Annotated in this window: 23 protein-coding genes; 11 read left to right on the forward strand and 12 right to left on the reverse strand. The window is 62.3% G+C overall.

Annotation, left to right across the window (positions count from 1 at the left end):
* Together AC1D10_RS06600 and AC1D10_RS06605 are read right to left on the reverse strand one after the other, a co-directional pair.
* The coding region (locus AC1D10_RS06600; protein ID WP_477269887.1) for a DUF5801 repeats-in-toxin domain-containing protein at positions 1 to 2,277 on the reverse strand (2,277 nt) is incomplete at its 3' end.
* Between the two features lie 426 nt (positions 2,278 to 2,703).
* Positions 2,704 to 3,342 (reverse strand): response regulator transcription factor, encoded by a 639-nt coding sequence (locus AC1D10_RS06605; RefSeq protein ID WP_477269889.1) that lies wholly within the window; start codon positions 3,340 to 3,342, stop codon positions 2,704 to 2,706.
* A 399-nt stretch (positions 3,343 to 3,741) separates the two neighbouring features.
* Between AC1D10_RS06605 and eglC the strand changes: the two genes are divergently transcribed.
* A complete protein-coding gene (gene eglC, locus AC1D10_RS06610; RefSeq protein ID WP_477269891.1) occupies positions 3,742 to 5,133 on the forward strand; it encodes an endo-1,3-1,4-beta-glycanase EglC in 1,392 nt (463 codons plus the stop codon).
* A gap of 302 nt (positions 5,134 to 5,435) precedes the next feature.
* Positions 5,436 to 6,479, forward strand: a complete 1,044-nt coding sequence (locus AC1D10_RS06615; RefSeq protein WP_477269893.1) for an MBL fold metallo-hydrolase — start codon at positions 5,436 to 5,438, stop codon at positions 6,477 to 6,479.
* Positions 6,480 to 6,555: 76 nt separating this feature from the next.
* Here the strand turns inward: AC1D10_RS06615 and AC1D10_RS06620 are convergent, their stop codons facing one another.
* Positions 6,556 to 7,503 (reverse strand): LysR family transcriptional regulator, encoded by a 948-nt coding sequence (locus tag AC1D10_RS06620; RefSeq protein ID WP_477269895.1) that lies wholly within the window; start codon positions 7,501 to 7,503, stop codon positions 6,556 to 6,558.
* A gap of 99 nt (positions 7,504 to 7,602) precedes the next feature.
* On the opposite strand from AC1D10_RS06620, the gene AC1D10_RS06625 reads away from it, so the two are divergent.
* From AC1D10_RS06625 to AC1D10_RS06645, 5 genes are all read left to right on the forward strand, one after another.
* Positions 7,603 to 8,409, forward strand: a complete 807-nt coding sequence (locus AC1D10_RS06625; protein ID WP_477269897.1) for an RraA family protein — start codon at positions 7,603 to 7,605, stop codon at positions 8,407 to 8,409.
* A gap of 16 nt (positions 8,410 to 8,425) precedes the next feature.
* Positions 8,426 to 9,412 carry a D-2-hydroxyacid dehydrogenase family protein gene (locus AC1D10_RS06630; protein ID WP_477269899.1) on the forward strand — a complete coding sequence of 329 codons (987 nt, stop codon included), beginning with the start codon at positions 8,426 to 8,428 and terminating at the stop codon, positions 9,410 to 9,412.
* 1 nt (position 9,413) lies between these two features.
* Positions 9,414 to 10,202, forward strand: coding sequence for an SDR family oxidoreductase (locus AC1D10_RS06635; protein WP_477269901.1), 789 nt, complete (start codon positions 9,414 to 9,416; stop codon positions 10,200 to 10,202).
* A gap of 37 nt (positions 10,203 to 10,239) precedes the next feature.
* Positions 10,240 to 11,556 carry an MFS transporter gene (locus AC1D10_RS06640; protein ID WP_477269903.1) on the forward strand — a complete coding sequence of 439 codons (1,317 nt, stop codon included), beginning with the start codon at positions 10,240 to 10,242 and terminating at the stop codon, positions 11,554 to 11,556.
* A 102-nt stretch (positions 11,557 to 11,658) separates the two neighbouring features.
* A complete protein-coding gene (locus tag AC1D10_RS06645; RefSeq protein WP_477269905.1) occupies positions 11,659 to 12,045 on the forward strand; it encodes a RidA family protein in 387 nt (128 codons plus the stop codon).
* Between the two features lie 21 nt (positions 12,046 to 12,066).
* Here the strand turns inward: AC1D10_RS06645 and AC1D10_RS06650 are convergent, their stop codons facing one another.
* Positions 12,067 to 12,588, reverse strand: coding sequence for a MarR family winged helix-turn-helix transcriptional regulator (locus tag AC1D10_RS06650; RefSeq protein WP_477269907.1), 522 nt, complete (start codon positions 12,586 to 12,588; stop codon positions 12,067 to 12,069).
* 91 nt (positions 12,589 to 12,679) lie between these two features.
* On the opposite strand from AC1D10_RS06650, the gene AC1D10_RS06655 reads away from it, so the two are divergent.
* Complete coding sequence (locus AC1D10_RS06655; RefSeq protein ID WP_477269909.1) at positions 12,680 to 14,146, forward strand: MFS transporter; 1,467 nt, start codon at positions 12,680 to 12,682, stop codon at positions 14,144 to 14,146.
* Positions 14,147 to 14,411: 265 nt separating this feature from the next.
* Here AC1D10_RS06655 and AC1D10_RS06660 read toward each other — a convergent pair whose 3' ends face one another.
* The 3 genes from AC1D10_RS06660 to AC1D10_RS06670 form a co-directional block, all read right to left on the reverse strand.
* Positions 14,412 to 15,083, reverse strand: a complete 672-nt coding sequence (locus AC1D10_RS06660) for a 4-carboxy-4-hydroxy-2-oxoadipate aldolase/oxaloacetate decarboxylase (RefSeq protein WP_477269911.1) — start codon at positions 15,081 to 15,083, stop codon at positions 14,412 to 14,414.
* A 65-nt stretch (positions 15,084 to 15,148) separates the two neighbouring features.
* A complete protein-coding gene (locus AC1D10_RS06665; RefSeq protein WP_477269913.1) occupies positions 15,149 to 16,171 on the reverse strand; it encodes an amidohydrolase family protein in 1,023 nt (340 codons plus the stop codon).
* A gap of 104 nt (positions 16,172 to 16,275) precedes the next feature.
* Entirely contained in the window at positions 16,276 to 17,385 is a 1,110-nt protein-coding gene (locus AC1D10_RS06670) for an alcohol dehydrogenase catalytic domain-containing protein (protein WP_477269915.1), read from the reverse strand.
* A gap of 284 nt (positions 17,386 to 17,669) precedes the next feature.
* Here AC1D10_RS06670 and AC1D10_RS06675 point away from each other — a divergent pair, with 284 nt between their 5' ends.
* Positions 17,670 to 18,026, forward strand: a complete 357-nt coding sequence (locus AC1D10_RS06675) for a DoxX family protein (RefSeq protein WP_477269917.1) — start codon at positions 17,670 to 17,672, stop codon at positions 18,024 to 18,026.
* Positions 18,027 to 18,082: 56 nt separating this feature from the next.
* Positions 18,083 to 18,703 carry a TetR/AcrR family transcriptional regulator gene (locus AC1D10_RS06680; RefSeq protein ID WP_477269919.1) on the forward strand — a complete coding sequence of 207 codons (621 nt, stop codon included), beginning with the start codon at positions 18,083 to 18,085 and terminating at the stop codon, positions 18,701 to 18,703.
* A gap of 79 nt (positions 18,704 to 18,782) precedes the next feature.
* On the opposite strand, the gene AC1D10_RS06685 is transcribed toward AC1D10_RS06680, so the two are convergent.
* The 5 genes from AC1D10_RS06685 to AC1D10_RS06705 all read right to left on the reverse strand — a co-directional run bounded on the left by AC1D10_RS06685 (position 18,783) and on the right by AC1D10_RS06705 (position 24,301).
* Positions 18,783 to 20,351: a bifunctional 3-(3-hydroxy-phenyl)propionate/3-hydroxycinnamic acid hydroxylase gene (locus AC1D10_RS06685; protein ID WP_477269921.1), complete on the reverse strand. Its 1,569-nt coding sequence runs from the start codon at positions 20,349 to 20,351 to the stop codon at positions 18,783 to 18,785.
* Positions 20,352 to 20,408: 57 nt separating this feature from the next.
* A complete protein-coding gene (locus tag AC1D10_RS06690) occupies positions 20,409 to 21,446 on the reverse strand; it encodes an Ldh family oxidoreductase (protein WP_477269923.1) in 1,038 nt (345 codons plus the stop codon).
* A 32-nt stretch (positions 21,447 to 21,478) separates the two neighbouring features.
* Positions 21,479 to 22,360, reverse strand: coding sequence for an alpha/beta hydrolase (locus AC1D10_RS06695; RefSeq protein WP_477269925.1), 882 nt, complete (start codon positions 22,358 to 22,360; stop codon positions 21,479 to 21,481).
* A 101-nt stretch (positions 22,361 to 22,461) separates the two neighbouring features.
* Positions 22,462 to 23,361 carry a VOC family protein gene (locus tag AC1D10_RS06700; RefSeq protein WP_477269927.1) on the reverse strand — a complete coding sequence of 300 codons (900 nt, stop codon included), beginning with the start codon at positions 23,359 to 23,361 and terminating at the stop codon, positions 22,462 to 22,464.
* Between the two features lie 94 nt (positions 23,362 to 23,455).
* The gene (locus tag AC1D10_RS06705) at positions 23,456 to 24,301 is read right to left on the reverse strand and encodes a fumarylacetoacetate hydrolase family protein (protein WP_477269929.1); all 846 of its coding nucleotides are present in this window, start codon (positions 24,299 to 24,301) and stop codon (positions 23,456 to 23,458) included.
* Between the two features lie 332 nt (positions 24,302 to 24,633).
* Here AC1D10_RS06705 and AC1D10_RS06710 point away from each other — a divergent pair, with 332 nt between their 5' ends.
* Complete coding sequence (locus tag AC1D10_RS06710) at positions 24,634 to 25,383, forward strand: FCD domain-containing protein (RefSeq protein WP_477269931.1); 750 nt, start codon at positions 24,634 to 24,636, stop codon at positions 25,381 to 25,383.
* Positions 25,384 to 25,472 lie beyond the last annotated feature (89 nt).

The raw sequence follows: 25,472 nt of genomic DNA on the forward strand, positions 1-25,472 counted from the left end.
CGAAGCGTACTGCGCCACGCTGACGACGCCGCTCGTGCTGTTGATCGCGACGGCGAATGCTGCCGCCCCAGCGGCCCCGCCGATGCGGCCGACCACCAGGTCGCCTTCCTTGAACAGGAAGATGCTGGTGCCGGCGGTCGTGTCGAGGCCGGAATCCACGCCTGCGGCGGACACCGCCAGCGAGAACGCCGTCGTGCCGCCTTCCTGGTCGGCGCCGAACGAGCTTCCGGTGGAACTCACCACCGCGCTTGCATCCTGCGCGTAGCCGGTCGGGCTCAGATCGGAGCTGACATTGCCGACGCCCGCGAACAGGGCGACAACCCCTGCCGCAGTGGTGTCATCGGCATCGCCCTGGATGCCCGTGGTCTCGTCATGCGCCACCGTCGGAGCGCCCTGGACGATGCCCGCCGTCGGGCCGTCGTCCTGGAACTGCACGGCATCGCCGATACCGGTCGAGTTGGTCGCGGTGTCGCCGTCGCCGTCGGTGACCGTCACCACCGCCAGCAAGGCGCCGTCGGTGATCGACACCGAATCATCTGGGTTGGCGGTGCCCGGGTGCTTCAACGAAGCGTACTGCGCCACGCTGACGACGCCGCTCGTGCTGTTGATCGCGACGGCGAACGCCGCCGCCCCAGCGGCCCCGCCGATGCGGCCGACCACCAGGTCGCCTTCCTTGAACAGGAAGATGCTGGTGCCGGCGGTCGTGTCGAGGCCGGAATCCACGCCTGCGGCGGACACTGCCAGCGAGAATGCCGTCGTGCCGCCATCTGTACCCGTAGCGCTTCCCGTCGAGCTCACCACCGCGCTTGCATCCTGCGCGAAGCCGGCCGGGCTGAGGTCGGTGCTGACATTGCTGACGCCCGCGAACAACGCGACAACCGCTGGTGCCGTGGTGTCATCGGCATCTGCCTGAATGCCCGCGGTCTCGTCATGCGCCACCGTCGGAGCACCTTGCACAATGCCTGCTGTCGGTCCGTCGTCTTCGATCACGATCTGCTGGCCGACGACCGCCGATGCGGCGCTGGATGTCACTATGCCGAAGCCGCCGATGTCGAGAGTGTTGTTGTCGTTGCCGGCAATGCCGTCCGCGTTGCTGATGTTTTCGATTAGGACGCGGTCGTGGGTTCCACTCGTCGTCCACTGCACCTTGTCGCCGCTGGTAAGCCCGGTGATCGTCAAGGTGCCGTCGGCGTTGACGGTGGCGACCGGAGTTGATTCGCCACTGACGACGAAGTTGACGACCGAGCCCGACGTGATGTTGACCTGGGTATCGTTGGTAAGTCCGTCGACGAAGTTCACCCCCGGTTCCGCGGCGGTGCTGAAGGCCGTGATCTTGACGGTGACGGGTCCTTTGCCGGGATTGGTCTGATTGACGGTAAAGGACGCCGCGGTCGCATCGACGACGTTCTGGAAGTCGATGTTGGCTTCGACATCGGCCTCGTTCTGGTCCAGATTCGGCACGAGGAAGTTCGTATTCGCCCCCGAGACGTAGGTGATGAACGCGCCCTCAGTGGGGTTGATCGCGTTGCCGTTGACGCCGAACGAGGTGGTGCCGCCGGCCTGACTGATATTGAGCACGTCCTTTGTATTGAAGTTCCCGCCCTCGGACTGATTCAAGGGGTCCTTCCCGATCACCACGATCTGGGTGGAGGCCGGACTGCCGAACATCATGAACAGGTTGCTGCCGGAGGGTGCTCCGGCAAAGCCGAAGTTGAGCGTCTCGCTCGCCGCGAGCTTGAGGGTGTTGCCGAGATCGACCGCGTCATCCGGGTTGGTGCTGCCGCCATGGAAGATCGGAACATAGGTGACGATGTTGAAGGTCACCTGGTCGCTGGTCGCGCCAGCGTTGATCGTGTCCTGCTTGAAGACGACGAAAGCGATCGCGTCGGCAGTGCCGTTGCCATCGCTGTCATAGCGCCCGATCACGGTGTCGCTTGCGCCGGCGAAGAGCAGGATATCCTTGCCGCCGAGGGTGTTGAGCCCGCTATCATCGCCGTCGAGGGTGCCGCCGCTGCCGTCGGTGAACGTAGTGCCAACGAGCTGGGAGCCGGCGGTGGCGTTGACAGTGACCGAGTTCGTCTTGGTCGCGACGCCGATGCTGGTCGGGAACGCGGAATTCAGCCCGAGAGTCGACTCGAGATAGGTCCGGAACGTGGCCGGCAAGCTGGAGTACAAAACATCGGTGTCCGTAAAGACATCGTCGATGTTGTCGCCGGTTTGCAGCCCGGTCGTCTGGTCGTTGACGGCTTGGCCGTTGAGACTAAAGCTGATGGTCATTGCTGTGCTCCCCTATCGCGTGATGCGCCGCTGAAATACCCCACCGTCTGGTGAGGTCAGCACGCCCGAACCGTCGACGACGATGTCTTGAGCTGTGATGTCGAGTGCCACGGAGATTCTCCCCTGTCCAAAACGCGTCAAGAAAAGGGATCACCCCCAGACGCCGGACGCCCCTACCCGAGTGCATCCGCTGGCGCGCTGAATTGCGGCCTTTTATCCCTTCAATGTGCCGCCGACGCAGAAGACGCGTCCATTCCCGGTTCGATAGTATTGGGGTGAATGCCCATACCTGATCGAACGATATATATCCTTCGATAGATCAGGCAGGCGTCGCGGGGCTGGGCGGTCGCGCCGGCATAGGCCGATGCCATCAGCGGCTTTCGGTGCTGTTGCCGCACGACGTCGATGTCAGTGGAAAGCGGTTGGTCAGAGCAGGCCGGCCCCTGGACGCTCGGCGCCTTTGCCATGCGCTACCCAGGCCAGTTCTGCCCGGCTGCCGAGGTGCAGCTTCTCGTAGACGTGATGCAGGTGCATCTTCACGGTGCCCTCGGATACATGCAGCCGTTGCGCGATGGTCTTGTTGCGCAGCCCGCGCGAGACGAGGTCGGCGATCTCGGTCTCCCGCCCGGTCAGCCTGGATGTCGACTGGTGCTGCGGTTCTGGCGTCAGCAGCTGCTGGACGATCTTGTTGTCGATCCACTTCTTGCCTGCCGCCACCGCATTCACGCATTCGACGAGGTAGCGGTGGCTGATGCCGTCCAAAAGCAGACCGTCGCCGTCGAGCCCCTGTATTTCCTTGAAGTTGAGCCTGCCGTTGGGCTGCACGATGAAGATGATGCCGAGAGCACTGTTGCAGGCCCTCAGCCGTGAGGAAAGACCGGCCGCCTGCGGGTCCGCGATGTCCAGACCGACGATGACAATATCAGGCCGATGGCGCTCCACATGAGGGACAACGTCGACAGGGCGGCGGCACTGGGCGACAACATCGTGGCCAGCCTTCCGCAGAACCCACTCCAGACCGGCGAGATACACCCCCCGCGGGTCCGCGACAACCAGCGTCGACATGCGAACACCGTCCGTAAAAAACGCAACGAACTTGTCTAAACACCCGTTAAATCAGGAAACCAGAACTTAGGCAGTTTGTCAAGAAAGTGCTAATATACATTCGGCTATAATAGCAATGCTAGGCTTTTGGACCGGCCGGCGCGGGCACCCGCAGGGCAGCAGGTTCGGTGACGGCGAAGTCATGTCGCCCCACAGATGCGGCGGCTTGTGACCAAAAAAAGTGCTGCCAGCCCAACCTTGGTGCATTCGAGGCAATGGGGGCGGCCCGGACCGCCTGCGTGTTAAGTTCCTGGTAACTCTCACAAGCCGAACACGAACCGAAGACCAAAAAAGGCATTGGCTTCTCGTGCCCTCCATAGATGCTAGGGCTCGAGGCGAGTCCGAGGAGCAGAGACCAGCATGGCCACCGTCCTGAACGCCAAGGGCGTTCCACTCCCCTACAGCGGGTCTTCGACCAAGTGGTACTCGGCGACGAATTCCGGCCCGGCACTTTACGGCAGCATCTACAACGACTCGCTCTACGGCGACGGCAGCGTCAGCGTCACGATGTATGGCGGCAAGGGCGATGACATTTACTATCTGTATTCCGCGAAGAACAAGGCGGTCGAACTGGCCAACGAGGGCGTCGACACCATCTCGACCTGGATGAGCTACAGGCTCCCGGCGCATTTCGAGAACCTGACAGTCACGAACGACAAACAGTATGCTTTCGGCAACGAGCTAAACAACATCATTACCGGCGGCTCTGGCCAACAGACGCTCGACGGGCTGAAGGGCGACGACGTCCTCAAGGGCGGATCGGGGGCAGACATTTTCGTCGTGGCCCCCGGCAACGGCAGTGACCTGATCCTGGACTTTAGCGCCGAGGATACAGTGCGCGTTGGAAGCTATGGCTTCACCTCCTTCGAGCAGGTGCACACCCACATGGTCCAGTCGGGAGCGAACGTCCGACTTAATCTATCAGGCACCGAGTTCCTCGTCTTCGCCAACAAGACAATCGACCAGTTCACCGCAAGCCAATTCGATCTGGCCTTGGACAGGTCGCATCTGGCACTCACCTTCTCGGACGAGTTCAACACACTGAACCTGTGGAATGGCTCGAGCGGCACCTGGGACTCGAACTTCTGGTGGGGAGGCGCGAACGGCAGCTCGCTCACGGGCAACGGCGAGCTTCAATGGTATATCGACACCAGCTACGCCCCGACGAAGTCCGTCAACCCGTTCAGCGTCGAGGACGGTGTTCTCACAATTACCGCCGCCCGAACCCCTGAGGCTATCAAGCCCTACATCAACAACTACCAATACACGTCAGGTCTGCTGACCACTCACGAATCCTTCGCACAGACCTACGGCTATTTCGAAATTCGGGCCGACATGCCCGAAAAACAAGGCGCATGGCCGGCCTTCTGGCTACTGCCGGAGGACGGCTCCTGGCCACCGGAACTGGACGCCATAGAGATGACCGGCCAGGATCCAAACAAGCTCCTTCTGACAAGCCACACGAATGAGACGGGAACTCATACAACGGTGTCCTCGACGCCCTTTGTCTCGGATACCGGAGGGTTCCATACGTACGGGGTGTTGTGGACGGAAGATGAACTCGTCTGGTATTTCGACAACGTCGAAGTTGCCCATGCCGCGACACCTGCCGACATGCACGAGCCGATGTATATGCTGGTCGATCTGGCAGTGGGCGGCATCGCAGGAGCGCCCGCCGACGGGCTTGCGACGCCCGCGGAAATGCAGATCGACTACATTCACGCCTACGCCCTGAAAGATTGGGTTATCTAATGCATGTCGCCCAAAAGTGGCCGCGGTTTTTGGGGCAACGACATGCATAAAACACGAGCCTAAAGCGCGTCGCCTGAGTCCGTTTCAACGTGACGCGCTTTAGGCGCAACACCTGGCGGGAGCGCGCTACCGCCTTTCCCCGCACAGCAAGACAGCCGTTATTCAACGGAGTTATGATGCTGCCCCAGACTCTGAATTGGACGGAGTTGGCCATCTCGGGAACGGTACGCGCACGAGGAGCGAGGCAGGAGGACTTACGTCCATCCGTAGTGCCCCGACAGAACGCAAACAGAGGTCCGAAAATGGTTACCCCCCGAAAAACGCTTGATCGTTTGTTCGACGACACAGAAGGCTCTGTCCAGCCCCCGCCGACCAGCAGCGACGCCGTCAATCCTACCCGTCGCGCTTTTCTGGCCGCTGGCTGTTTTTGCCTGGCCGGCAGTTTTGCGATGCCTGTGTTCGCAGATGCGCCCATGGTGAAAAGCCAGGCACCCGGGTTTTATCGCCTGGCGGTCGGCGATTTTGAGGTAACGGCACTGTCCGACGGCAGCAATATGCTGCCTGCTACGAAGTTACTGCAGGGCGACCCGGCTCGGATCAAAGAAGCGCTGAAACGCAATTACCTCGGCGACGTCGTCGAGACCTCGCACAATTCCTTTCTCGTGAATACCGGAGCCAAGCTGGTCTTGATCGACGCTGGGGCAGGCTCACTGTTGGGGCCTAGCACAGGCCATCTGCTGAGCAATCTGCGCGCGTCGGGGTATCGGCCGGAGCAGATCGATGAGCTTTACCTCACACATCTGCATGCGGATCACGTTGGCGGTCTCATGACCGAGGGCCAGAGGGCTTTTCCCAACGCGATTGTACGTGCCGACAAGCGGGACACCGACTATTGGCTAAGCGAGGCAAACATGCGCGCTGCTCCCGCTGAAGCGAAGCGGTTCTTTCAGGCCGCTATGGCATCGATCACGCCATACATGCGAGCCGGCAAGTTCGCCGTTTTCGAAGGCAACACCGACCTCGTGCCTGGCATGCGCGCGCAGACAGCCTATGGGCACACCCCGGGACACACCATGTACGTGGTCGAGAGCAGGGGCCAGAAGATCGTGCTGTGGGGCGATGTCGTGCATGTCGCCGCTGTGCAGTTCAAAGCCCCTTCGGTCACAATCCAGTACGATGAGAACGCATCGGACGCCGAACGAGTGCACGAGCTCGCATTCGCAGATGCTGCAGAGAATGGCTATATCGTGGGCGGTGCGCACATATCGTTTCCCGGCTTGGGCCACGTGCGCCGCGACGCCGGGAACGCCTACACCTATGTGCCGCTGGATTACGGACAGGGATAGGCCCTTGCCCCGGCGCGGAGCGCATCTGTCCGCGCAAGAGGACAGGCTGAACGTCGCTCTGGCGCCATAAGACAGACTATGGTTGCGTGGCTGGGGCGGCGTCTTCAATCGATGAGCCGTCGAATGGCGATCCGCAAACGTCGCCCACCAGCGATCGAAACCATTGGTGGGCAGGGTGCGTCTGCAGTCGTTCGTGCCAGATCAGCTTGTACAGCAATTTCTCCGTCTCGAACGGCAGGTCGCGCACCACCAGCGGATGCTCGGCAGCAATGGTGCGCCATGGTCCGTTGAAGAAGCCAAGCGGGACACAGGTGAGAAGGTCGCTCCGCGAGACAATCCTCAGTGCATCGGCAAAATGATTGACGACGGCAACGATCGTCCTTGTCCGCCCCTTCAGGCCAAGCCAGCCGTCCACGAGCCCAAGTTCCAAACCGGATGGGGTTGCCAGCACGTGCGCCGCAGCGGTGAACTGATCGAGGGTCAGCGATTGCGCCAGTTCGTGCCCGCTGCGCATGACGCAGACATAGCGATCGGTGCGTAGACTTTGCACATGTACGTCTCTTGGCAGCGAGGCAAACATGCCAACGGCGCAGTCAAGCGTGCCGCGGTCGATCCCTTCCAGCGAGCCCTCATGGGTATGAATGGCAAAAGAAACACGGGCACGCGGGGATGTTGCCTGCAACTTCAGCGTGATTGCGCTGACACCTTCCATCGCAAGACTGTCTGTGACCGCAATTCGGAAACTGGTCGCATCTGATCGCGGATCAAAGTCGTCGGGGGCGAAAGACGCTCGGATTACGGTAAGCGAGTGATGAAGGTCGGGCCACATCGCGACCATGCGTGACGTTGGCTGGACGCCCGTCGCTGTCTTGAGAAAGAGCTGATCTTTCGTCAGTTTGCGGGCGCGGCGCAAGGCATTGCTGACCGCCGGCTGACTCATCGACAGGCTTATGGCCGCTCGCGTTACGTTCCTTTCCAGCATGATGGCCTCAAGGACTGCGATCAGGTTCAGATCGAGGCGCACGTTATTCACCCAGGAAATGACGCTTGTGTCTGATTCTAAATTGGACGCACTGAACCCGGCAAGCAATCCTGTTTCGAACGAGCAGCCGAACACATGCGAGTGAATACGCGCACCTCGCAACCGGTGATAAAGCTCCGTACAAAAAATAGAGGATACGCCATGAACGATCTCGCTTTCGCGGACGTGCTGCCGAAACTTACCGGCAAGATCAGCCCCGACCGCATTCGATTGATGCGAGCGCCGCGTCCGCCGCAGGGGCTGATCGACGGGTTCAAGCGGATCGGCGACGCAACCAGCGTTATTTCGGATATTATGGATGAGCTCGGTATCACCGGCGCGATTGGCGCATCAATCCTGAAGCCGACCCTGCCTTCGACGTCGATTGTCGGTCCCGCGCTTACGGTGCGCAACATCCTCCAGCGCGAGCATGTCTACGAGACGGCGCGCGAGCACGTCAACCGGATGGCAGAGTTCGAAGCTCATAACCTGGCATTGCCGGGCGACGTGGTGGTCATCGACGGTGTCGCCGGCGTTTCGAACATGGGCGGGATTTCGGCCCAAACCGGAAAAAGGCAGGGGGAGGCCGGTGCGATCGTCTCCGGCGGCATTCGCGACCTCGGACATTCGCGGCGGGTCGGATATCCCCTGTGGGCCACCGAGATCACGCCTGTCACCGGCAAATGGCGGATCGAGACCGTGGAGATCAATGGCGATATCCAGATCGCCGGGGTGCGGGTTGCCCCCGGCGATATTGTTGTCGCGGACGAAACCGGTGTCTGCTTCATCCCGATCGCCCGGGCCGCCGAAATTCTCGCAAAGGCGCTGAAGAAGTCGGCTTTCGAAGAGGCGAAGTGCGAAGCGATCGAAGCCGGTACCTCCGTTGCGGATCTGCCGGGCAATGCATAGAGCGATAGGTCATCCCGTGAAGAAGCTCCGCGTCGCCATCATCAACGACTACCAGGACGTCGTCCGCACGCTGGACTGCTTTTCCAAGCTGGAAGGCCATGACGTCACCATCTGGACCGATATCGTTGAGGACATCGACGTCTTGGCAAATCGTCTGACGGAGGCAGATGTCCTTGTATTGATGCGTGAGCGCACCAAGATCGATGAAAGCCTGCTCAGCCGCCTGCCCAACTTGAAGCTCATCAGCCAGAACGGTCACATCCCGCACATCGACTTGGCGGCTTGCGATCGGCATGGCGTCGTCGTTTCGTCTGCTCTCACATCGCGTCCGTCCTATTCGACGGTGGAATTTACATGGGGGTTGATCCTTGCGGCGATGCGCAACATTCCGTTCGAGAGCGCATCGCTGCGGCAAGGCCATTGGCAGACGACCATCGGCTTGGGCTTGAGGGGTCGTGTTCTGGGCATCTATGGTTTCGGCCGGTTGGGCTCGATGGTCGCACGGATCGGCATGGCCTTCGGCATGGAGGTGCTGGTGTGGGGCCGCGAGGGCTCGCTGGCTCGTGCCAGAGCCGAGGGATTCAACACCGCGCCGGACAAGGACACGCTGTTCCGGCTGTCGGATGTCCTCAGTTTGCACCTGCGGCTGAATGCCGAGACCACCGGTTTGATCACGGTTGGCGACCTCGCCTCGATGAAGCCAACCGCTCTGCTTGTGAACACCAGCCGTGCCGAGTTGATTGAAGCAGGGGCCCTGGTGGCGGCGCTGACCAATGGCCGCCCCGGGAAAGCGGCCATCGACGTGTTCGAACACGAGCCGCTTACCGATCCCGACGACGCCTTGCTCAGGCTTCCCAACGCACTGTGCACACCGCATCTCGGCTACGTCGAACGTGACAATTACGAGTTCGCCTACGGCAACGCATTCGATCAGATCGTGGCGTTCGCGGCGGGAATCCCGATCAACGTCCACAATGCCCATGGCCCAAAACAGGATCACTGAGATGGATCTCGAACTCGACGGCAAAGTTGTCCTGATTACCGGGGGCAGCAAGGGAATAGGGCTGGCCTGCGCGCGCGCCTTCGGCAGGGAAGGGGCCCGCCTGGCGATTGTATCACGCAGTCAGGAGAACCTTGACAACGCGAAGGCAGCTCTGGCTGCCGAGGGCCTGTCGGCAGCGACCTTCGCCGCCGACCTCTCTGACGGGCTTGCGGCAAAGGAAATGGTCGCCGCGCTGGAGGATCAGGTGGGTCCGATTGCGTCCCTGGTCAATTCGGCCGGCGGCGCAAGGAGAGTTCCACCCGACGAACTGACGCCAGACAAATGGCGTGTTGCGATGGACGCGAAATTCTTCACCTACATGAACGTCATGGACTACGTCCTGCCGCTGATGGTGGCACGGCGCGCCGGCACGATCGTCAACATAGTCGGGACCGGCGGCAAAATCGCATCGCCCATGCATTTGCCGGGAGGGGCCGCCAACGCGGCGCTGATGCTCGCCTCGGCGGGACTGGCGGCCGCCTGGGGACCCGCCGGCATAAGGGTCAACGTCATCAATCCCGCCGCCACCATGACCGAGCGTCTGCAGATGTCGCTTGAAGTTGAATCCAAAATGACCGGCAAGGCGCCGGAGGAATTGCTGCGACTCAATGAGCAGCGCATTCCGCTACGGCGCTACGCCAAGCCGGAAGAAGTAGCCGACGCCGCACTTTTCCTCGCCAGCGCAAGATCCTCCTATGTGACCGGGGCTTCGCTGACCATGGACGGAGGTCTCACTCCACTGGTTGTCTAGCCGGCCCGACAACCAAAAGAAGCGATGGGAGGAAAAAATGTTCAGTTGGTACAAGCAGTTGACGGAGCGGGAGCGGAACACCTTCTGGGGTTGCTTCGCTGGCTGGGCAGTGGATGCGATGGACGCGCAACTCTTCAGCTTCGTATTGCCAATTCTCATTGTGGCCTGGGGAATGACGACGGCGCAGGCCGGCTACCTGGCCACGGCGACGCTGCTCTCCGCGGCGATCGGAGGATGGGCCTGCGGGTATCTCGCTGACCGTTTCGGCCGTGCCCGCATCATGCAGTTTACAATCCTGTGGTTCTGCGTCTTCACCTTCCTTGCCGGTTTTGCGCAGGACTTCCAGCAACTGATGTTCTTGCGCATCCTGCAAGGGCTGGGCTTTGGCGGCGAATGGGCCGCCGGCGCGGTCCTCATGGGCGAGATCATTCGCGCCGAACATCGCGGCAAGGCCGTGGGCACCGTCCAGAGCGGATTCGGCATCGGATGGAGCGCGGCCGCCATTCTGGCAGGCGTGGTTCTGGCGCACTTGCCCCAGGAGTATGGCTGGCGCGTGCTGTTGATGATCGGCGTTCTTCCCGGCCTTCTGGTTCTCTATTTGCGCCGCAAGATCGAGGAGCCCGAGGTTTTTGTCAAAACGCGCGAGCTTGTCGAGAGGAGCGGCACCCGTCCGGGATTGGGGGCGATATTTCAGCCGGAAACGCTGCGAATAACCGTGCTGTCCTCGTTGCTTGCATTCGGTGTGATTGGCGTTGGCGGCGCCATCGTCAACTGGCTGCCGACATTTCTGAAGACTGTGCGCGAACTGTCGCCGGGCACTACGGGTTACTACGTTTTCGTGGTGACTGGCGGCTCGTTTTTCGGATTTCTGGCAAGCGCATACCTGGCCGACTATCTCGGGCGGCGGCGGACATTCCAGCTCTTTCTGGTGTGTTCCTGGCTGGTGACCGTCGCTTACATGTTCTTGCCGCTATCCGGCTGGCTGCTCGTTGTCCTGGGTGCGCCGTTCGGCTTCTTCACCATCGGAAACTATGCGGCGTTGGGACCGTTCTTCACCGAGCTTTTCCCCTCTGCCATTCGCGCCAGCGGCCAGAGTTTCGCCTACAACTCCGGCAAGGCGGCGGGCGCGGCAGCCGTATCCATTATCGGGATACTGGCGCAATATATCGGCCTGGCGGAGGCGATCGGCCTGGTTGCGCTGTTGGGCTACGGCATCGCTTTCGCCGCGACCCTTTTGCTGCCCGAGACGCGCGGAATTCAACTGACTTCCGGCTATGAGCCGCCTGCGCCGCGTCCTGATGCGGTCGTTTCCTCGCCTCCCGCCGAGGCCTCGGTTTTGCGCGCAAGACAATAGCCGGCCCAGGTGCATTCGGGTGCAGCCTCACTCCAAGCGCCCCGGCACCGGCAGTTTGCGAATTATCCCACGGATCAGATCTCACGGAGGATCAGCAGAACCATGCGCAGGAGCATTTCGGTCAAGGGACTGAGCCACAGGCATCCAGTTCCCAATGCCTGTCGGATTGGCAACATGGTGTTCTCGGGAGCGGTTCACGGCGTGAACCCGACCAATCACGAGTTGCCGGCCGAGATGGCGGATCAGTCAGCCAATGTGTTTGCCAATATGCTTGCCATCATCGAGGCCGCGGGCGGCAGTGTGGGGGACATCGTCAAGGTGGAGATCTATCTCCGCGACAGCAGCAACAGGAATGCCGTGAATGAAGAATGGCTGCGGATGTTTCCCGATCCGGAGTCGCGCCCGGCCCGGCACGTTCGGCCATTGCCGCCAGATAGCCCATCTCTGGTGCAATGCGAATTCATTGCAGTCATCGAGGACGTTCTTTGATCTCGGCGCAAAGCCACGGGGCTAGATGTTTTGCTGGCGGGCGGAACCTCGCACCGGACCATCGCCGCCTTTCGGCCGCGTCGCGGTGAGGCCGGCTTCAATGGCCCTGAGAAGCGCGAGCGCATCATCGAGCTTGCTGGTGTCGCCGCCGGCGGCGTCGGAGACGGCAGAGCCCCATTCCTTGCGCACCAGCGCGTAGTTGTCGGCTCCTCGCCGCGTGCGGTGGACGCTGACGCCGCGGCGGTCTTCCGGATCGACATGCCGCTCGATAAGACCCTTGCCTTCGAGGTCGCGCAGCACAGTCGAAACGTTGGTGCGCTGCAGCCCGGTCGCCGCCGCGATCTGGCTGGGTGTCGCCGAGACATGTGCAACCAGGTGACGCATGACCATGCCTTCCGACTGCGTGAGGGATATTGCCCGCTCATCCCGGTATCCCTGGAACTGGATCTCTCGGGCAATGATGAGGATCAGGTCGGCTAGATCTGCCCACCGGACCGCCGGGGGTGGAGTTTTGCGTGTGGACGTTTCGCGATCGATTTCCATGAACGGAGTTTACAGCTTCCAATCAGATGTGTATATGCTCATAATGATTATGTTTGCATAACTATCTTCCAATAACCATATCGAGGCTCGGATGACGCCCACCAATTCACCAAACGTGGCCTGGCACTCTCCCCGCTCCATGGCGCTCGCCGGCGGGCTGCACGGGGTCGGCGTCTATGTATTGCTCGCCGGCGCCTTCCTGCCGGTCGCCGACTTCTTCATCGTCAACGTGGCACTGCCGACGATTGCCACCTCGCTCAATGCCACACCGGCCGCACTTGAACTGGTGGTTTCCGTCTATGGTGTGGCCTATGCCGCCATGCTCGTCCTGGGCGGCAGGCTTGGCGATCGGTTCGGCCGTCACACGCTGTTTCTGGTCGGGCTGGCAGGCTTCATCCTGGCGTCGCTTGCCTGCGGCCTGGCGCCGACCATCGACGCATTGATCGCTGCCCGGCTGGTCCAGGGCGCAACGGCGGCGATGCTGGTGCCGCAGGTGCTGGCGACCTTCCAGGCGACCCTGGAAGGCGAGCGCAAGACCCGGGCCATCGCGCTTTACGGCGCGACTTCGGGCATCGCCGCAGTTGTCGGTCAGCTCGCCGGCGGATTGTTGGTCAGCGCCAATCTGTTCGGCACGTCGTGGCGGCCGATCTTTCTCGTCAACATCCCGCTTGGCATCATCGTCTTTTTCGCCTCGCGGGCTGTCGTGCCGGCCAACCGCTCGCCGCACCCCACGGGCATCGACCTGCCCGGCACCGTGCTGTTTGCCGCGACGCTGACCACCCTCCTGTTGCCGCTGACCGAAGGCCATTCGCTCGGCTGGCCGGCATGGACCCGGGCGATGCTGGCCGCCGCTTTGGTGCTGGCCATCGCCACCGTGATCGTCGAACGGGCTGCCGAGGCGCGCGGCGAGGTGCCTTTGCTGCCGCCATCGCTGCTCAAGCTACCCTCGATGTCGAGGGGGCTGGCCATGATCACGCTGTTCAGCGTCGGCTTCGGCGCCTTCATGTTCGTCTTCGCGCTTACCGTCCAGAACGGCCTCGGCGCCAACCCGCTCGAAAGCGGCCTCGCCATCCTGCCGATGGCGGTCATGTTCTTCATCGGCTCAGTGGTCAGTCCGCACATGATCAACCGCTTTGGCCGCGGCGCACTTGCCGCGGGCGGCATCACGCAGGCGCTGGGGCTGGCCTTGCTGGTCGCCATAACCGTGTCCAGCTGGCCGGATGTGAGCCTGATCGAATTGGCCCCGCCGCTGGTCTTGATCGGCGCCGGACAGTCGATGCTGTTTTCAGGATTGTTCCGCGCCGTGCTCGCCGATGTTCCGGCTCACCTCGCGGGCGTTGGCAGCGGCGTTCTCATCACGCTGCAGCAGTCCGGTCTGGCACTGGGGGTCGCAACGCTCGGCACGCTCTATCTGGCGGTGGAGCCGAGAGGCATTGCGCGGGCCTTCGGCACCGTCATTGGTATCCAACTCGCAATCATCCTGGTGCTGGTGCTGTGCACCGGGCTGCTGCCGCGCTTCACCAAGCACCAGCCCAGCGCCCATCCGGTGGAAATGTGACCTCCCGATGCGCCAAACTCAGCGGATTCATCGCCAGCAAGCAGCACAATTCCTTGGCGCCACATGCCGCCCGCCCAAGCTGAGGTGGCAATTCGCCGCGCGCATGTGGGCAGTTTGCATGGTTTGCGATGCCATTCCCGCGGCCGCTAGCCGTGGCCTTGCACAGCAATGCGCGAGGCCTCAGGCGTCCTGAAACAGCCGGGGTCGAGCGTGCCCGCCGGGATCAAGTTCTCCCCGCGGGCCGCGGAACCGGCAATGCGGTTGCCTATTCGTAGACGAGGCCTTTGCGCCGCAGGCGATCGCGCATGTCGTTGACATCGAGGCTTAGTTTGCCCGCGGCGTAAAGACCTCGCTTTTCTTCTTCCATCGCCTCGCGCTTGCGGGCGATTTCGAGGACCTTTGCAGCGGCTTCGCGCGGCACCACGCACACGCCGTCGTCGTCGGCCACGATCACGTCGCCTGGCCGGATGTGGGCCCCGCCGCAGACGATCGGCACCTGGACGTTGCCGAGCGTCTCCTTGACGGTCCCCTGCGCACTGATTGCCTTCGACCAGACCGGAAAGGCCATGGAGCGCAGCGTCGAGACATCGCGCACGCCCGCGTCGATGATCAGGCCCCTGATGCCTTGCGCCTTGGCCGACTCGGCCAGCAGGTCGCCGAAATAGCCGTCCTCACAGGGCGAGGTCGGGGTGACGACAAGGACGTCTCCTGGCCGCGCCTGTTCCAGCGCGACATGGATCATCCAGTTGTCGCCCGGTGCGACTTCGCAAGTCAGCGCGTTGCCGCCAACCCTGGCGCCATCAAAGATGGGCCGCAGGCGCGTGGCGAGCAGGCCCGTCCGTCCCTGCGCTTCGTGAACCGTTGCCACGCCAAGCTGGCCAAGAGCCTCGCAGGTCTCGATCGGCGTGCGCTCAGTCTTCGTGACGACTCTGGCCATAGTTGTTCTCCGGGAAAACGAGGCGTGGCGTCTGGCCCGCGCCTGAAGGGTGCTCATTGGGTGGCCTAGCGCCCTTGCGCCTTCAGCCTCGCATCAAGCCTCGGATACACTTTTCGAGCATTGCCTTCGAACACGGCCCGCCGCTCGGCATCGCCAAGCGAAAGTGCGTCGATGTAGCGCCGCGTGTCGTCGAAGTCGAAGCCGGTCTCGGGGTCGATGGCCTTGACCGCTCCGAGCAATTCGGACCCGAACAGGATGTTGGCCGGACCAACGACGCGGAACAGCGTGTCGATGCCTGCCTTGTGGTAGACGCAGCTGTCGAAGAAGACGTTGCGCATCAGGTGCTCGCTCAGTGCAGGCCTGTCCAGCATCATCGCCAGGCCGCGATAGCGTCCCCAGTGATAGGGCGCGGCGCCACCGCCGTGCGGAATGATCAGCTTGAGGTCGGGAAACGCGCTGAACAGGTCGCCCTGGATCAGCTGCATGAACACGGCGGTGTCCGCGTTGATGTAATGCGCGCCGGTCGTATGCAGGCATGCGCTGCAGGAGCCGGAGACATGGATCATGGCCGGTACCTGCAGCTCGACCAGCTTTTCGAAGAGCGGGTACCAGTAGCGGTCGTGGATCGGCGGCGCCGACCAGAAGCCACCAGACGGATCGGGATTGAGGTTGCAGCCGACGAAGCCGAGTTCGGCGACGCAGCGCTCTAACTCGGCAAGGACCGGCTTCAGATCGCCGCTCATCGATTGCGGCAGCTGGCATGCGCCGGCGAAGTTGGCTGGGAACATGTCGACGATGCGTGCGATCAAGTCGTTGGAGATGCGCGCCCATTCGGCATTGGTGTCGGCGCTGCCGATATGATGGCCCATGCCCGAAGCCCGCGGGGACAGGATGGTCAGGTCCGAGCCTCGCTCGCGCTGCAGGCGCAGTTGGTTCTGCTCGATCGTCGCCCTGAGTATGTCGTCGGCGATACCGGGATAGGCGGGTCTGGCGTCGCGACTGCCCTCGATGAACTCGACCTGCGTCTTGCGATAGGCATGATGCGCCGCCGGTTCGCTCGTGTAGTGGCCGTGGCAGTCGATGATCATTTCGTTTCTCTTCGCACAAAAGGTTGCGCATTGCCGATCCGGCACGTCGTTCCGCGATCCGGCAAGCGGCGGACGGTGAAGCCCGCCAACGCCGATGGTTCCGCCTACGGTTCGAGCACGTAGTTGGTGAAACCGCCGTCGCCGGAAGCGACACCGTTGATGGCTTCGTTGATCCGCTCGAGCGGATACGTCCTGGCCTCCAGCACCGAGAGGTCGATCGTGCCGGAGCGGACCATGTCGGCGATCTCCATGCCCTCGGCCGTGGTCAGCCAGGCGGAGCCGATCAGCTCCATCGAATTGTCCATCCACCACTTGGTGTTGAACAGCATGTCGCTGCCGGTGCCGCCAATGTTGACGATGCGGCCGCCGCGCCTGACGCCCATCATGGCGTCCTTCATCGCATTGACGTCGGCGACGGCGCCGAGGCAGTCGAGCATGAAGTCGGCGCCAAGACCGCCGCTCTGTGAGCGGACCCAGTCGGCGACCTTGCCGTCCTGGTTGGAGAAGGTCTGGATCCGACTTGGGGCAAGCTGCTTCAGCCGCTCGAGCAATGGCTTGCCGCGGGCCACCGCGTAGATCGTCGAGACACCCATGGCGAGCGCGAAGAGCGTCGCGCCGACGCCCAGCGTGCCCGTCGCGCCATTGATGATCAGCGACTTGCCGGTCGGTGTGCCAAACTTCCTGATCGCGGAATAGGAGGTACCGAGGTAACCCATGCGGGCCGCCTGTGGAAAGGTCATGTTGTCGGGGATCTTGACGATCGCATTCTGGGGCGCGCGCATGAACTGGGCGAAGCCGCCTTCCGGATAGCGCTTGTAGATCTCGAGGCTGTTCCTGTTGAAGCCGAAATAGCCATTGAAGGTGAAGTACTCGCACTTCGCCTGATGCCCGCTGACGCAGGCATGGCAGGCACCACAGGAGCGTAGCGGATTAACGTACACGCGGTCGCCTGGCTTGATCGCCACAACCTGGTCGCCGACCTGATGCACGATACCCGCGGGATCGAGGCCGAAGATTGCCGGCTTCGTCGGCAGCGGCTGGTGTGGGTACCAAGTTTCCCAGTTGTTCAATACGTTCGCGAGGTTGGGGACCATCCCGCAGGCCTTGACCTCGACGACCACATCCGTGCCGGACGCCACAGGCTTCGCCACGTCCTCGACACGCATCGGCTCGTTCACGGCATGCAGCCGTGCCGCCCGCATCATGATCGTCATCGTCTGTTCCTCCCAATATGTCGGTTTGTGGAGATGTCTGATTGACATTCCCATTGGACTGCAGATACCGTACAGTATCTGGATTGGGTGACGCAAGAGCCGATTTCCACTGACGACGCAACTGCGGGAGATCTGGTCCATTCGCCGTGCCGGTTTGCGGCCCGACGACGGACGCTTTCGCCGCGCGGAACCGTCGCTCGCTGAAAGAGAGAACGTCGCGCCATCGAGGGAACTAGGACGGATGAAGGGCACCGAAAGCCTTTCAGCGTCCCACGGAGGGATCAGTGCCGGAGTTCATGCTAACGCAAATCGACCTGCTGCGAATTCTGTGCGGGGTCTGGTTTCTTCCGCATCTCGTCGGAAAGATCAGGAACTTCGAAAAGGCGACCAAAACGTTCGAGGCCGCTGGACTGAAGCCTGGAAAGCCCGTCATCGTGTTGACGATAGCACTGGAGTTTCTTGCCGCCGTCGGAATGGTGTTCAACATCCACCCACGCTGGGCCGCAGCATGCGCCGTGGTTGTCTTGCTGGGGGCGGCCTATGCGGTGGTGCGTATCAATGGCCCGCGCTGGCGCTGGCAGCTAATGGGTCCCGAATATCCGATTTTCTGGGCGCTTGCCTGTGTTGTTTCGGCCTTCTAACCTTCGGCCGATTCGGATACCAAAGGTATCCAGATAGTGGGTTGGAAGGACAGAAGATGGCACGACTGACACGCGAACAGAGCCAGGCTCTGACCCGCGAGAAGCTTTTGCTGTCGGCGAGCGAGGTCGTGGCGCGCGACGGCTACTCCGGCGCGACCATCGAACGCATCGCTGAAGAGGCGGGATATTCGAAGGGCGCTTTCTATTCGAACTTCGCCACCAAGGAAGAGATATTCCTTCAACTGCTCGAGCGTCATGCCGGCGGCGACGTGGTCGAGCTCACCGGCCTGCTCGACGGTTACGATGACCCAAAAGAGATCATCGACGCGATGTGCGACTGGGCCAACCAGCGGGCGAAGGACAAGCGGTGGGGAACGCTTGCCATCGACCTGCTGCGGATCGCCCGCCGCGACAACACACTGGAAGAACGGCATCTGCGCCTGTTCAAGGACCAGTGGGTGGGGCTGGGCAAATTGCTGTCCGGCAAACTCTTTCCCTACGGCGGTTCCGATATCGAACCGCTCTATGTGGGCGGCGTCGTTCTCGAACTCATTTACGGCGGCCTCTCCAGCTTCATGAAGGACGATTCGCCGGGCGAAATGGTGAGGGCAACGCTCACCTCGATGCATGAGGCCCATCTCTACAGGCACATGAAGCAGCCGGCCGCCCGCGTGTAAGCGCACGCAGCTTCCGCGGCGCACTGGCCGGTCCTGACTTGCGCCCGAGGTCGTCCCGCCGCACACGAAGCATGAACCGTCATTGGTCGGTTGCTGCCAGCATCGTCTGCAATTGACGGACGAGCTGCTCAGCCTCCCCTGCGTCCGTGGCCGTACCGAAAACCACATGGTCGGGCCGTACCAGGACGGCGCGTGCACCCTTCGACGTCAACCAGTCCGCCAGAACGTGGTCTTCTTCCACCAACAGCGCAGGATAGGACCTATCCTGCGCCACGCGATGCACGGCAACGCCAGCCTCACGCGACCTCTCCAAAAGGTTGAGTGAGACGTCCATGTCGCCGGTGATGAGAAGCTGGAACCCGGGCGGCAAAGCTTCGTCGAGCCGCACCCGGCCGAAAGGGCCGACGACCCACGGCTGTGGACAGGGCTCGCCGGCTCCGGGTGTCGACGACCCGTCAACGCCACCGGAGACAAGTCCATGACGGATGGGCGGAAAGAGATTCTGCCGGACCTGGACACCCTGGCCCGCTTGCATGGCGGCTACCATCTCGGCATCACGGGCGCGGGCCTTGCCGGGATCCAACTCGCAGATGACTTTTCCCAGCCGCTTCGTGATCCCGATGACTTCGCGTATGAACGGCCGGCGCTCCGTCTCGTAGGTGTTGAGGAGGTGCTCTGATCCGCCGCCCATCACATAGGCCAGTTTCCATGCAAGATTGGCTGCATCCTTGATGCCCTGCACCATTCCCTGCGCGAGAAACGGTGGTGTCATGTGGCAGGCGTCGCCAGCAAGAAACACGCTGCCCACGCGCCACGGCTCCGCAACAAGAGCGTGGAAGTTGTAGGTCGCCGAGCGCCAAAGCCTGGCCTGGTCCGGCCGAAGCCAAGGTGCAAGCAACTGCCAGATCCGTTCCGGGCGGTTGATCTCAACCGGATCTTCCCCGGGCAGGATCATGAACTCCCAACGTCGCAGCCGATCGGGCCCGAAAACATATGTGTGCGGGCGCGCGGGATCGCAGAACTGGACGTTGGTCTCAGGCAACGGCACGTGCCCGTCCTCCAGTATCATGTCCACTACGAGCCAGGGTTCGTCGAAGTCGAGGTCCTCCAGCGCGACGTCGAGCCTCCGCCGGATGAAGCTGGCTGCGCCGTCGCACCCGACGACATAGCGCGGGGTCCGCTTGGTGCGTTTGCCGCTCACCTTGTCGCGCAAAGTCAGGACCGGGCTATCCGGGTTCTCAAGGCTGACAAGCTCCGTTGCCGTGCGCAATGTCAGGTTGGGGAATCTCTTGCCATTGGCGCGCAGAGCCCTTTCAAGCTCCGGCTGGAGGAAGGTCAGATAGGGCGGCCATGCAAGTGGGTAGGGCTCGGCAGGGGACTCGAAGCGACGCAACAAGACCCCGTCGGCGGACCTGTATTCGGACGCACGATACTGGCCTGTCGCCGCGGCGACTTGGTCGGCCGCGCCGATGTTCTGGAAGATCCGCATCACCTCGTGATCCATGCCGATCGCGCGAGGCAGTGCGTAAACGTCGTCAGCGGCATCGATGCCTTCCACCCGGACTCCGGCTGCGGCAAGAAGATTGCACAACGCGATGCCGACCGGGCCGAGCCCGACCACCACGACGTCCGCCTCATCTTGCGTCATCTCGTGGAACTCCCCTTTGATTTCGGTTCGCTCAGGCGTGGGCGCTGTCGCGCTGCATCACTGCAGGAAAGCCGGCACCGCGAGCCCCAGCCCAACGGCTGCATCGGCGAGGTTGCTGGCGGTACCCTTCGCCAGCGGGATGCCGTTGGCCATGCGCTCCCGCCCGGTCTGAAAGCCGCGTTCGCCGGGTAGCTTCACGCCATCGGAGCCGGCTGCCGGATCGAGCGCATGGATCGCGCCGGCGAGGCTTTCCATCGAGGCGAGAAAAGAGGATGTGTCGCCGAAGGCCGCTGGATTGATGGCAAGCATGAGGCCATTGAAACCGCCCTTCTTCTCGCCGCACAGGAACGGCGCGATGATGGCGTTGCCCACCAGCACGCTCGACAGAACTTCGATCATCAACGACAGTCCGGATCCCTTTGGGCCGGCCATGGGAAGTATGGCGGCCACCGCGTGCGGGTCCTGGGTTTCGACGCCGTCGGCGTCGATGGCCCAGCCCTTGGGGATCGGGTTGCCCGAATCCTTCGCCGCCATGATCTTGCCGAGCGCGACGGCGGCCGTGGACATGTCGAGCACGATCGGATCGGCGCCACCAGGTCGCGGAACGGCGATCGACAGGGGGTTTGTCGACAGGGCCTCGCCCTTTGCGCCGAAGTAGCTCATGAGCGGCCTCGACGCCGTCATGGCGATGCCGATGAGGCCGCGGCCGGCCAGTTGGTTCGTGAAGTAACCGATTGCGCCGGCATGCGAAATGGCGCGGGCGCCGCACCAGCCGATGCCGAACTTTTCCGCCAGGTCGCCGGCCTTGCCGGCCGCGTGCATCATGGCGACCGCGCCCGGTGCCTTTGCGTAGTCGAAGACGCATGTCGCTCCGAATTCCCGGATCAGCGTCGGCTGTTGACCGGCGCGGACGACCGCGGTCCTGATCATCTCGATGTAGCGCGGGATCCTGAGAACGCCGTGCGAATCCGCGCCGCGCAGATTGGCCCACACCAACAGCCGCGCGGTCTGTGCCGCCTCGTCCGGCGTATAGCCGGCAGCATGCAGGAGCGCAGTGGCAAAAACGGTCAGTTCGGTTTCCTGGGCGACGGGCATGCCTGATGTCTCCTGGTCTGGCTGTGCTGACCTCAAACGACCGGCGTTGCCGGGAAGAATTTGTCGAGCCAGCCCTTCATCATCACCTTGGTGCGCGGTGCGTCCTCTGGGGCGAGCGGGAAATGGGCGGTGCCGGTGATCAGCATCAGCTCGGCCGGCTGCCCGGCCTTCTCGAACAGGCGGATGGATTGCTCGGTCGGCGTGATGATGTCGTCGGCGGTGTGGAAGAACAGGGCTGGTCGCGGCGCGATGTTGGCCACCACGTCATCCGCCCTGAAGTTCATCATGCTCCATGCCGTCTCGGTCGGGATTTCCATGATCGCCTTGGGCGACAGGTTCTTGCGCAATTTCTCCGGGATCGGCACGGCGTCGAAGCGCGAGATCCACATGCTCTCGCCGGTCGCGCGCTTGTGCTCGCGTCCTTTCTCGAGGAGACCCATGAAACGCTCCCAGGCCTCCGGCGTGGGATGCTGGCCGCGGAACTTCCGCTCGCCGTGGCCCCAGCCGCATGAGGAGATGACGCAGGCGAACCGCTCGTCGACCCCGGCCGTATAGACTGACACCGCGGCACCGAAGCTGTGGCCGGTGATGCCAATTCGCTTCGGGTCGATCTCGGGTCGCATGGCAAGGAAGGTCAATGCGTTCTTCGCGTCAGCGACTTGATCGAAGCAGCGCACCTGCGCGCGCTCGCCCTCGCTCTCGCCGCAGCAGCGGAAGTCGAAGCGCAGCGCGGCATAGCCGAACGCTTCCATCATCTCCGCCTGGATCTGGGCGTGCGACTCGTCCTTGGAACCGACAAAGCCGTGGCAGACGATGAACGCCGGCAGCTTCTGTCCCGGACGGTGGCTGTCTGGAATGTGCAGAATCGCCGACAGTTTCAGGCCGTCGGATTCGAACGTCAGTTTTTCCTGCATGGCAATCTCCTATCGAAAGCAGCGCCGCACCCAAGTCGAGCCGCTTTGCCTGATTCCTTGTACGGTGTGCCGGGGCGCGGCCGACCGCTGCCCCTTCAGGATCAGTCGACCCTGGCGAATGGAAAATGATGCTCGCGCCATTCCTGCGGGGCGGGAGAACCCCAGACATTCATCTGGCGGACGTTTCCTGGCCGCTCCAGATTGGTGATGACGTTCGGCACGAAGTGGGCGTCGTCGGCCACCGTGTGCATGGCGCCGGAGCACTCGACCATCGCTCCGCTGGCATCCAGGTAGTAGGCGTAGGTGTTGTCGCCCGGACGATGGCGGCCCGGCCCCCACAGCAGCTGGCGGTCGAGCCCGTCGAGAATGTCGCCGAGCCTGCAGTAGTCGCTGAAGTGGCTGAATTCGAAGGAGTAGTGGTGAAGCCCGGCCGGGCCCTTCGCCAGACCGAGAATGTGATGCTGGCGGTTGCCGCCATGCATCCAGCTCAGTGCTTCGTTGACCATGCGCTCGGTGAGCTGCATGCCGCAGATTTCAGAGAGCTGCCGCCTGGTGACGACCGGGTCGGGCGTGATGAGATTGATGTGGTCGAGCCGACGCGGCTTGATTCCGTTGGTCGGATAACGTGGATTGTACATGTCGTCGCGTGCCGGGGTGTGAACCTCGAACCGCAGTCCATCCGGCGTTGCGAAGGTCACGCCGGCATCGCAGCAAGCCAGACTGGGTTCGCGCGAGAGGATTCGGCAGCCGGCACCGTCCACGCGCGAGGCGGCTTCCGCGACAGCCTCGGCGGTCAGGGCTTCGAGCCCGATTGTGTGGCAGGAATTCTCTTCGGATTGGAGAAGCACGAGTTCGGCCTTGCGGCCGTTCGAACTCAGCCATGTCTCGCCCGCCGCCTGCCTGGTGACGCGCAGCCCGAGAATCTCCGTCGAGTCATGGAGCACAGCCCCGACGTCGCGGACATTCAGCTTTATGTGACCGACCCCAAACACCAGATGCATCACTATTCTCCTCTCGCGGTCGCAGCATGGCCCTGGCGACCTCCTTAGATCAAACGCGGCCCGACGGCAAGGAATTTTCGAAAAAGAGAAATTATTACGAAATCCTTGGGCAATTGTCGGAGACCACCGTGTTTCGCAGCGTTCCAATGCCCTCGATCTCGATCTCGACCTCATCGCCAGGGAAAAGGAACTCCGGTGGATTGCGGCTTGCGCCGAAGCCGGATGGCGTGCCCGAAACGATGACGTCGCCAGGGTCGAGCGGAGCGAAAGTCGAGATGTAGGAGATCAGCCAGGGGATGTCGAAGATCATGCGGTCGATCGCGATCGACTGCTTGGTCACGCCGTTGACCCTGCTCTCCAGAAGAAGCCGCGCCGGGTCCGGGATTTCGCTCGTGCAGACCATCCAGGGGCCGAACGCACCGCTGTGGTAGAAGTTCTTCCCGGGCGTGAACTGGCTCGAGTGTTTTTGCCAGTCGCGCACGCTCCCTTCGTTGAAGCACGCATAGCCGGCGACGTACGCCATCGCTTCTGCGGGTGCGATCTTGTGCGCGCGGCGGCCGATGATCACCGCCAGCTCGCCCTCGAAATCCAGCTTTTCGGAAGCCGCCGGCTTCAAGATCGCGCCTCCGTGGCCGATCTGTGCTTCCGCATGGCGCATGAACAGCAGCGGGAACTGCGGTGCCGGCTTGCCATCCTCGTGGAAGTTGGTGGCGACGCAGAAGATCTTGCCCGGGTTGGGTATCGGAGGGAGCAGGCTGACTTCGGCGAGCTGCAGGGCTTCGAGATCGCGCTGACTGGGCGCGAGGTCGGGAAACCGGCAGCCGAGATAGGCTTTGAGATCCGGCGGCGCGCCAGGAACGGAATCCAGGCGCAGGATCGTTTCACCTTCGACGAGTCCATAGCCGGCACCGGAGTGATCAACGAACGAAGCGAATTTCAATGGCTCACCCGATCCCTGGAATGCCCGGAAAGTGGGCGGTTGGGGGCCCGAAGTAAACAATATTTTCGAAAATATGCAAGTCGACAGGAGTATGGAAGCGGTCGGGGAATCGTGGCGATGTGGCCAATATCGGAATCGCAGTAGCAATTCTTCCGTTATTCCGGGCTTTTGCGTAGGATCATCACCATAAGATGGCTTTCTGGCCTCAGCGATGCGGCGCACGGGATTTTCATCGAAAGAATTGATAATTTCGAAATAGTTGTTACGGTGCGGCTCGATCGCGTCGCCGCCCGGGCTGCCGAGGCGGATGCAATGAGACGCGGAACAACCACGTGACAGAGACGAGCAGACGGAGAGGCGAAACCCGCGCTGGCGATGTCCTTCACCGCATGCGGCAGGACATAGTTGGGTGCGTGCTCGGGCCGGGAGAGAGGCTGCGGTTCGAGGCGTTGCGGGAGCGCTACACGGTGAGCTTCTCGACCTTGCGCGAAGCCTTGTCCTGCCTCGTGGCGGAAGATCTGGTGCTGGCGCAGGGCCAGCGTGGCTTCATCGTCGCTCCCATATCCATCGATGATCTCAATGACCTCACCAATGTCCGGGTTCTCGTCGAACGGGAGGCGCTCAGGCGCGCCATGCTACGCGGTGACGATGCCTGGGAGGCGGCCATCATCGGGACCTTTCATCGCATGGAACGATTTCAGCTGCGCGTCGGCAACCAGTATTATCTCGACGAGGAATGGTCGACGATCCACGGTGCCTTCCACTTGTCGCTTGTGAGCGCATGCCAGTCGCCCAATCTTCTGCAGATCCGCGAAAAACTGTTCGCGCGTGCCCATCGCTACCGGCGTATGTCCTCCCAGTTCCGGACGAGATGGCGCGAGAAGGACGTCGAGCACAAGGCGATCATGGAGACTGTGGTCGCGCGCGACGAAGGTGAGGCACTCGTTCTCATCGACCGGCATATCCGGGAAACGACCGAAAACGTGATCGAACATGCCGGCCATTTGTTTGCGCCGTCCAGCGCCGGTTGGCAGCTTTCGCGCGACGGCAACGATCGCGTTTCGGATAAAGTTACGAAATAAGCTTGATATTTCGAAAAAACTGTGCGACCACCGATCTGAACTCGGGAGGAGGCTCATTCGCGCGCTGAAAAGCTCGGCGTGCGCACCGG

This window comes from Mesorhizobium sp. P2_A8, from assembly GCF_056404935.1.

Coding starts and splice junctions, on each gene's coding strand:
- eglC (WP_477269891.1), top strand. CDS start 3,742: ATGGCCACCGTCCTGAACGCCAAGGGCGTTCCACTCCCCTACAGCGGG.
- AC1D10_RS06680 (WP_477269919.1), top strand. CDS start 18,083: ATGGCACGACTGACACGCGAACAGAGCCAGGCTCTGACCCGCGAGAAG.
- AC1D10_RS06605 (WP_477269889.1), bottom strand. CDS start 3,342: ATGTCGACGCTGGTTGTCGCGGACCCGCGGGGGGTGTATCTCGCCGGT.
- AC1D10_RS06685 (WP_477269921.1), bottom strand. CDS start 20,351: ATGACGCAAGATGAGGCGGACGTCGTGGTGGTCGGGCTCGGCCCGGTC.
- AC1D10_RS06665 (WP_477269913.1), bottom strand. CDS start 16,171: ATGATCATCGACTGCCACGGCCACTACACGAGCGAACCGGCGGCGCAT.
- AC1D10_RS06635 (WP_477269901.1), top strand. CDS start 9,414: ATGGATCTCGAACTCGACGGCAAAGTTGTCCTGATTACCGGGGGCAGC.
- AC1D10_RS06615 (WP_477269893.1), top strand. CDS start 5,436: ATGGTTACCCCCCGAAAAACGCTTGATCGTTTGTTCGACGACACAGAA.
- AC1D10_RS06660 (WP_477269911.1), bottom strand. CDS start 15,083: ATGGCCAGAGTCGTCACGAAGACTGAGCGCACGCCGATCGAGACCTGC.
- AC1D10_RS06690 (WP_477269923.1), bottom strand. CDS start 21,446: ATGCCCGTCGCCCAGGAAACCGAACTGACCGTTTTTGCCACTGCGCTC.
- AC1D10_RS06700 (WP_477269927.1), bottom strand. CDS start 23,361: ATGCATCTGGTGTTTGGGGTCGGTCACATAAAGCTGAATGTCCGCGAC.
- AC1D10_RS06645 (WP_477269905.1), top strand. CDS start 11,659: ATGCGCAGGAGCATTTCGGTCAAGGGACTGAGCCACAGGCATCCAGTT.
- AC1D10_RS06695 (WP_477269925.1), bottom strand. CDS start 22,360: ATGCAGGAAAAACTGACGTTCGAATCCGACGGCCTGAAACTGTCGGCG.
- AC1D10_RS06640 (WP_477269903.1), top strand. CDS start 10,240: ATGTTCAGTTGGTACAAGCAGTTGACGGAGCGGGAGCGGAACACCTTC.
- AC1D10_RS06650 (WP_477269907.1), bottom strand. CDS start 12,588: ATGGAAATCGATCGCGAAACGTCCACACGCAAAACTCCACCCCCGGCG.
- AC1D10_RS06655 (WP_477269909.1), top strand. CDS start 12,680: ATGACGCCCACCAATTCACCAAACGTGGCCTGGCACTCTCCCCGCTCC.
- AC1D10_RS06670 (WP_477269915.1), bottom strand. CDS start 17,385: ATGACGATCATGATGCGGGCGGCACGGCTGCATGCCGTGAACGAGCCG.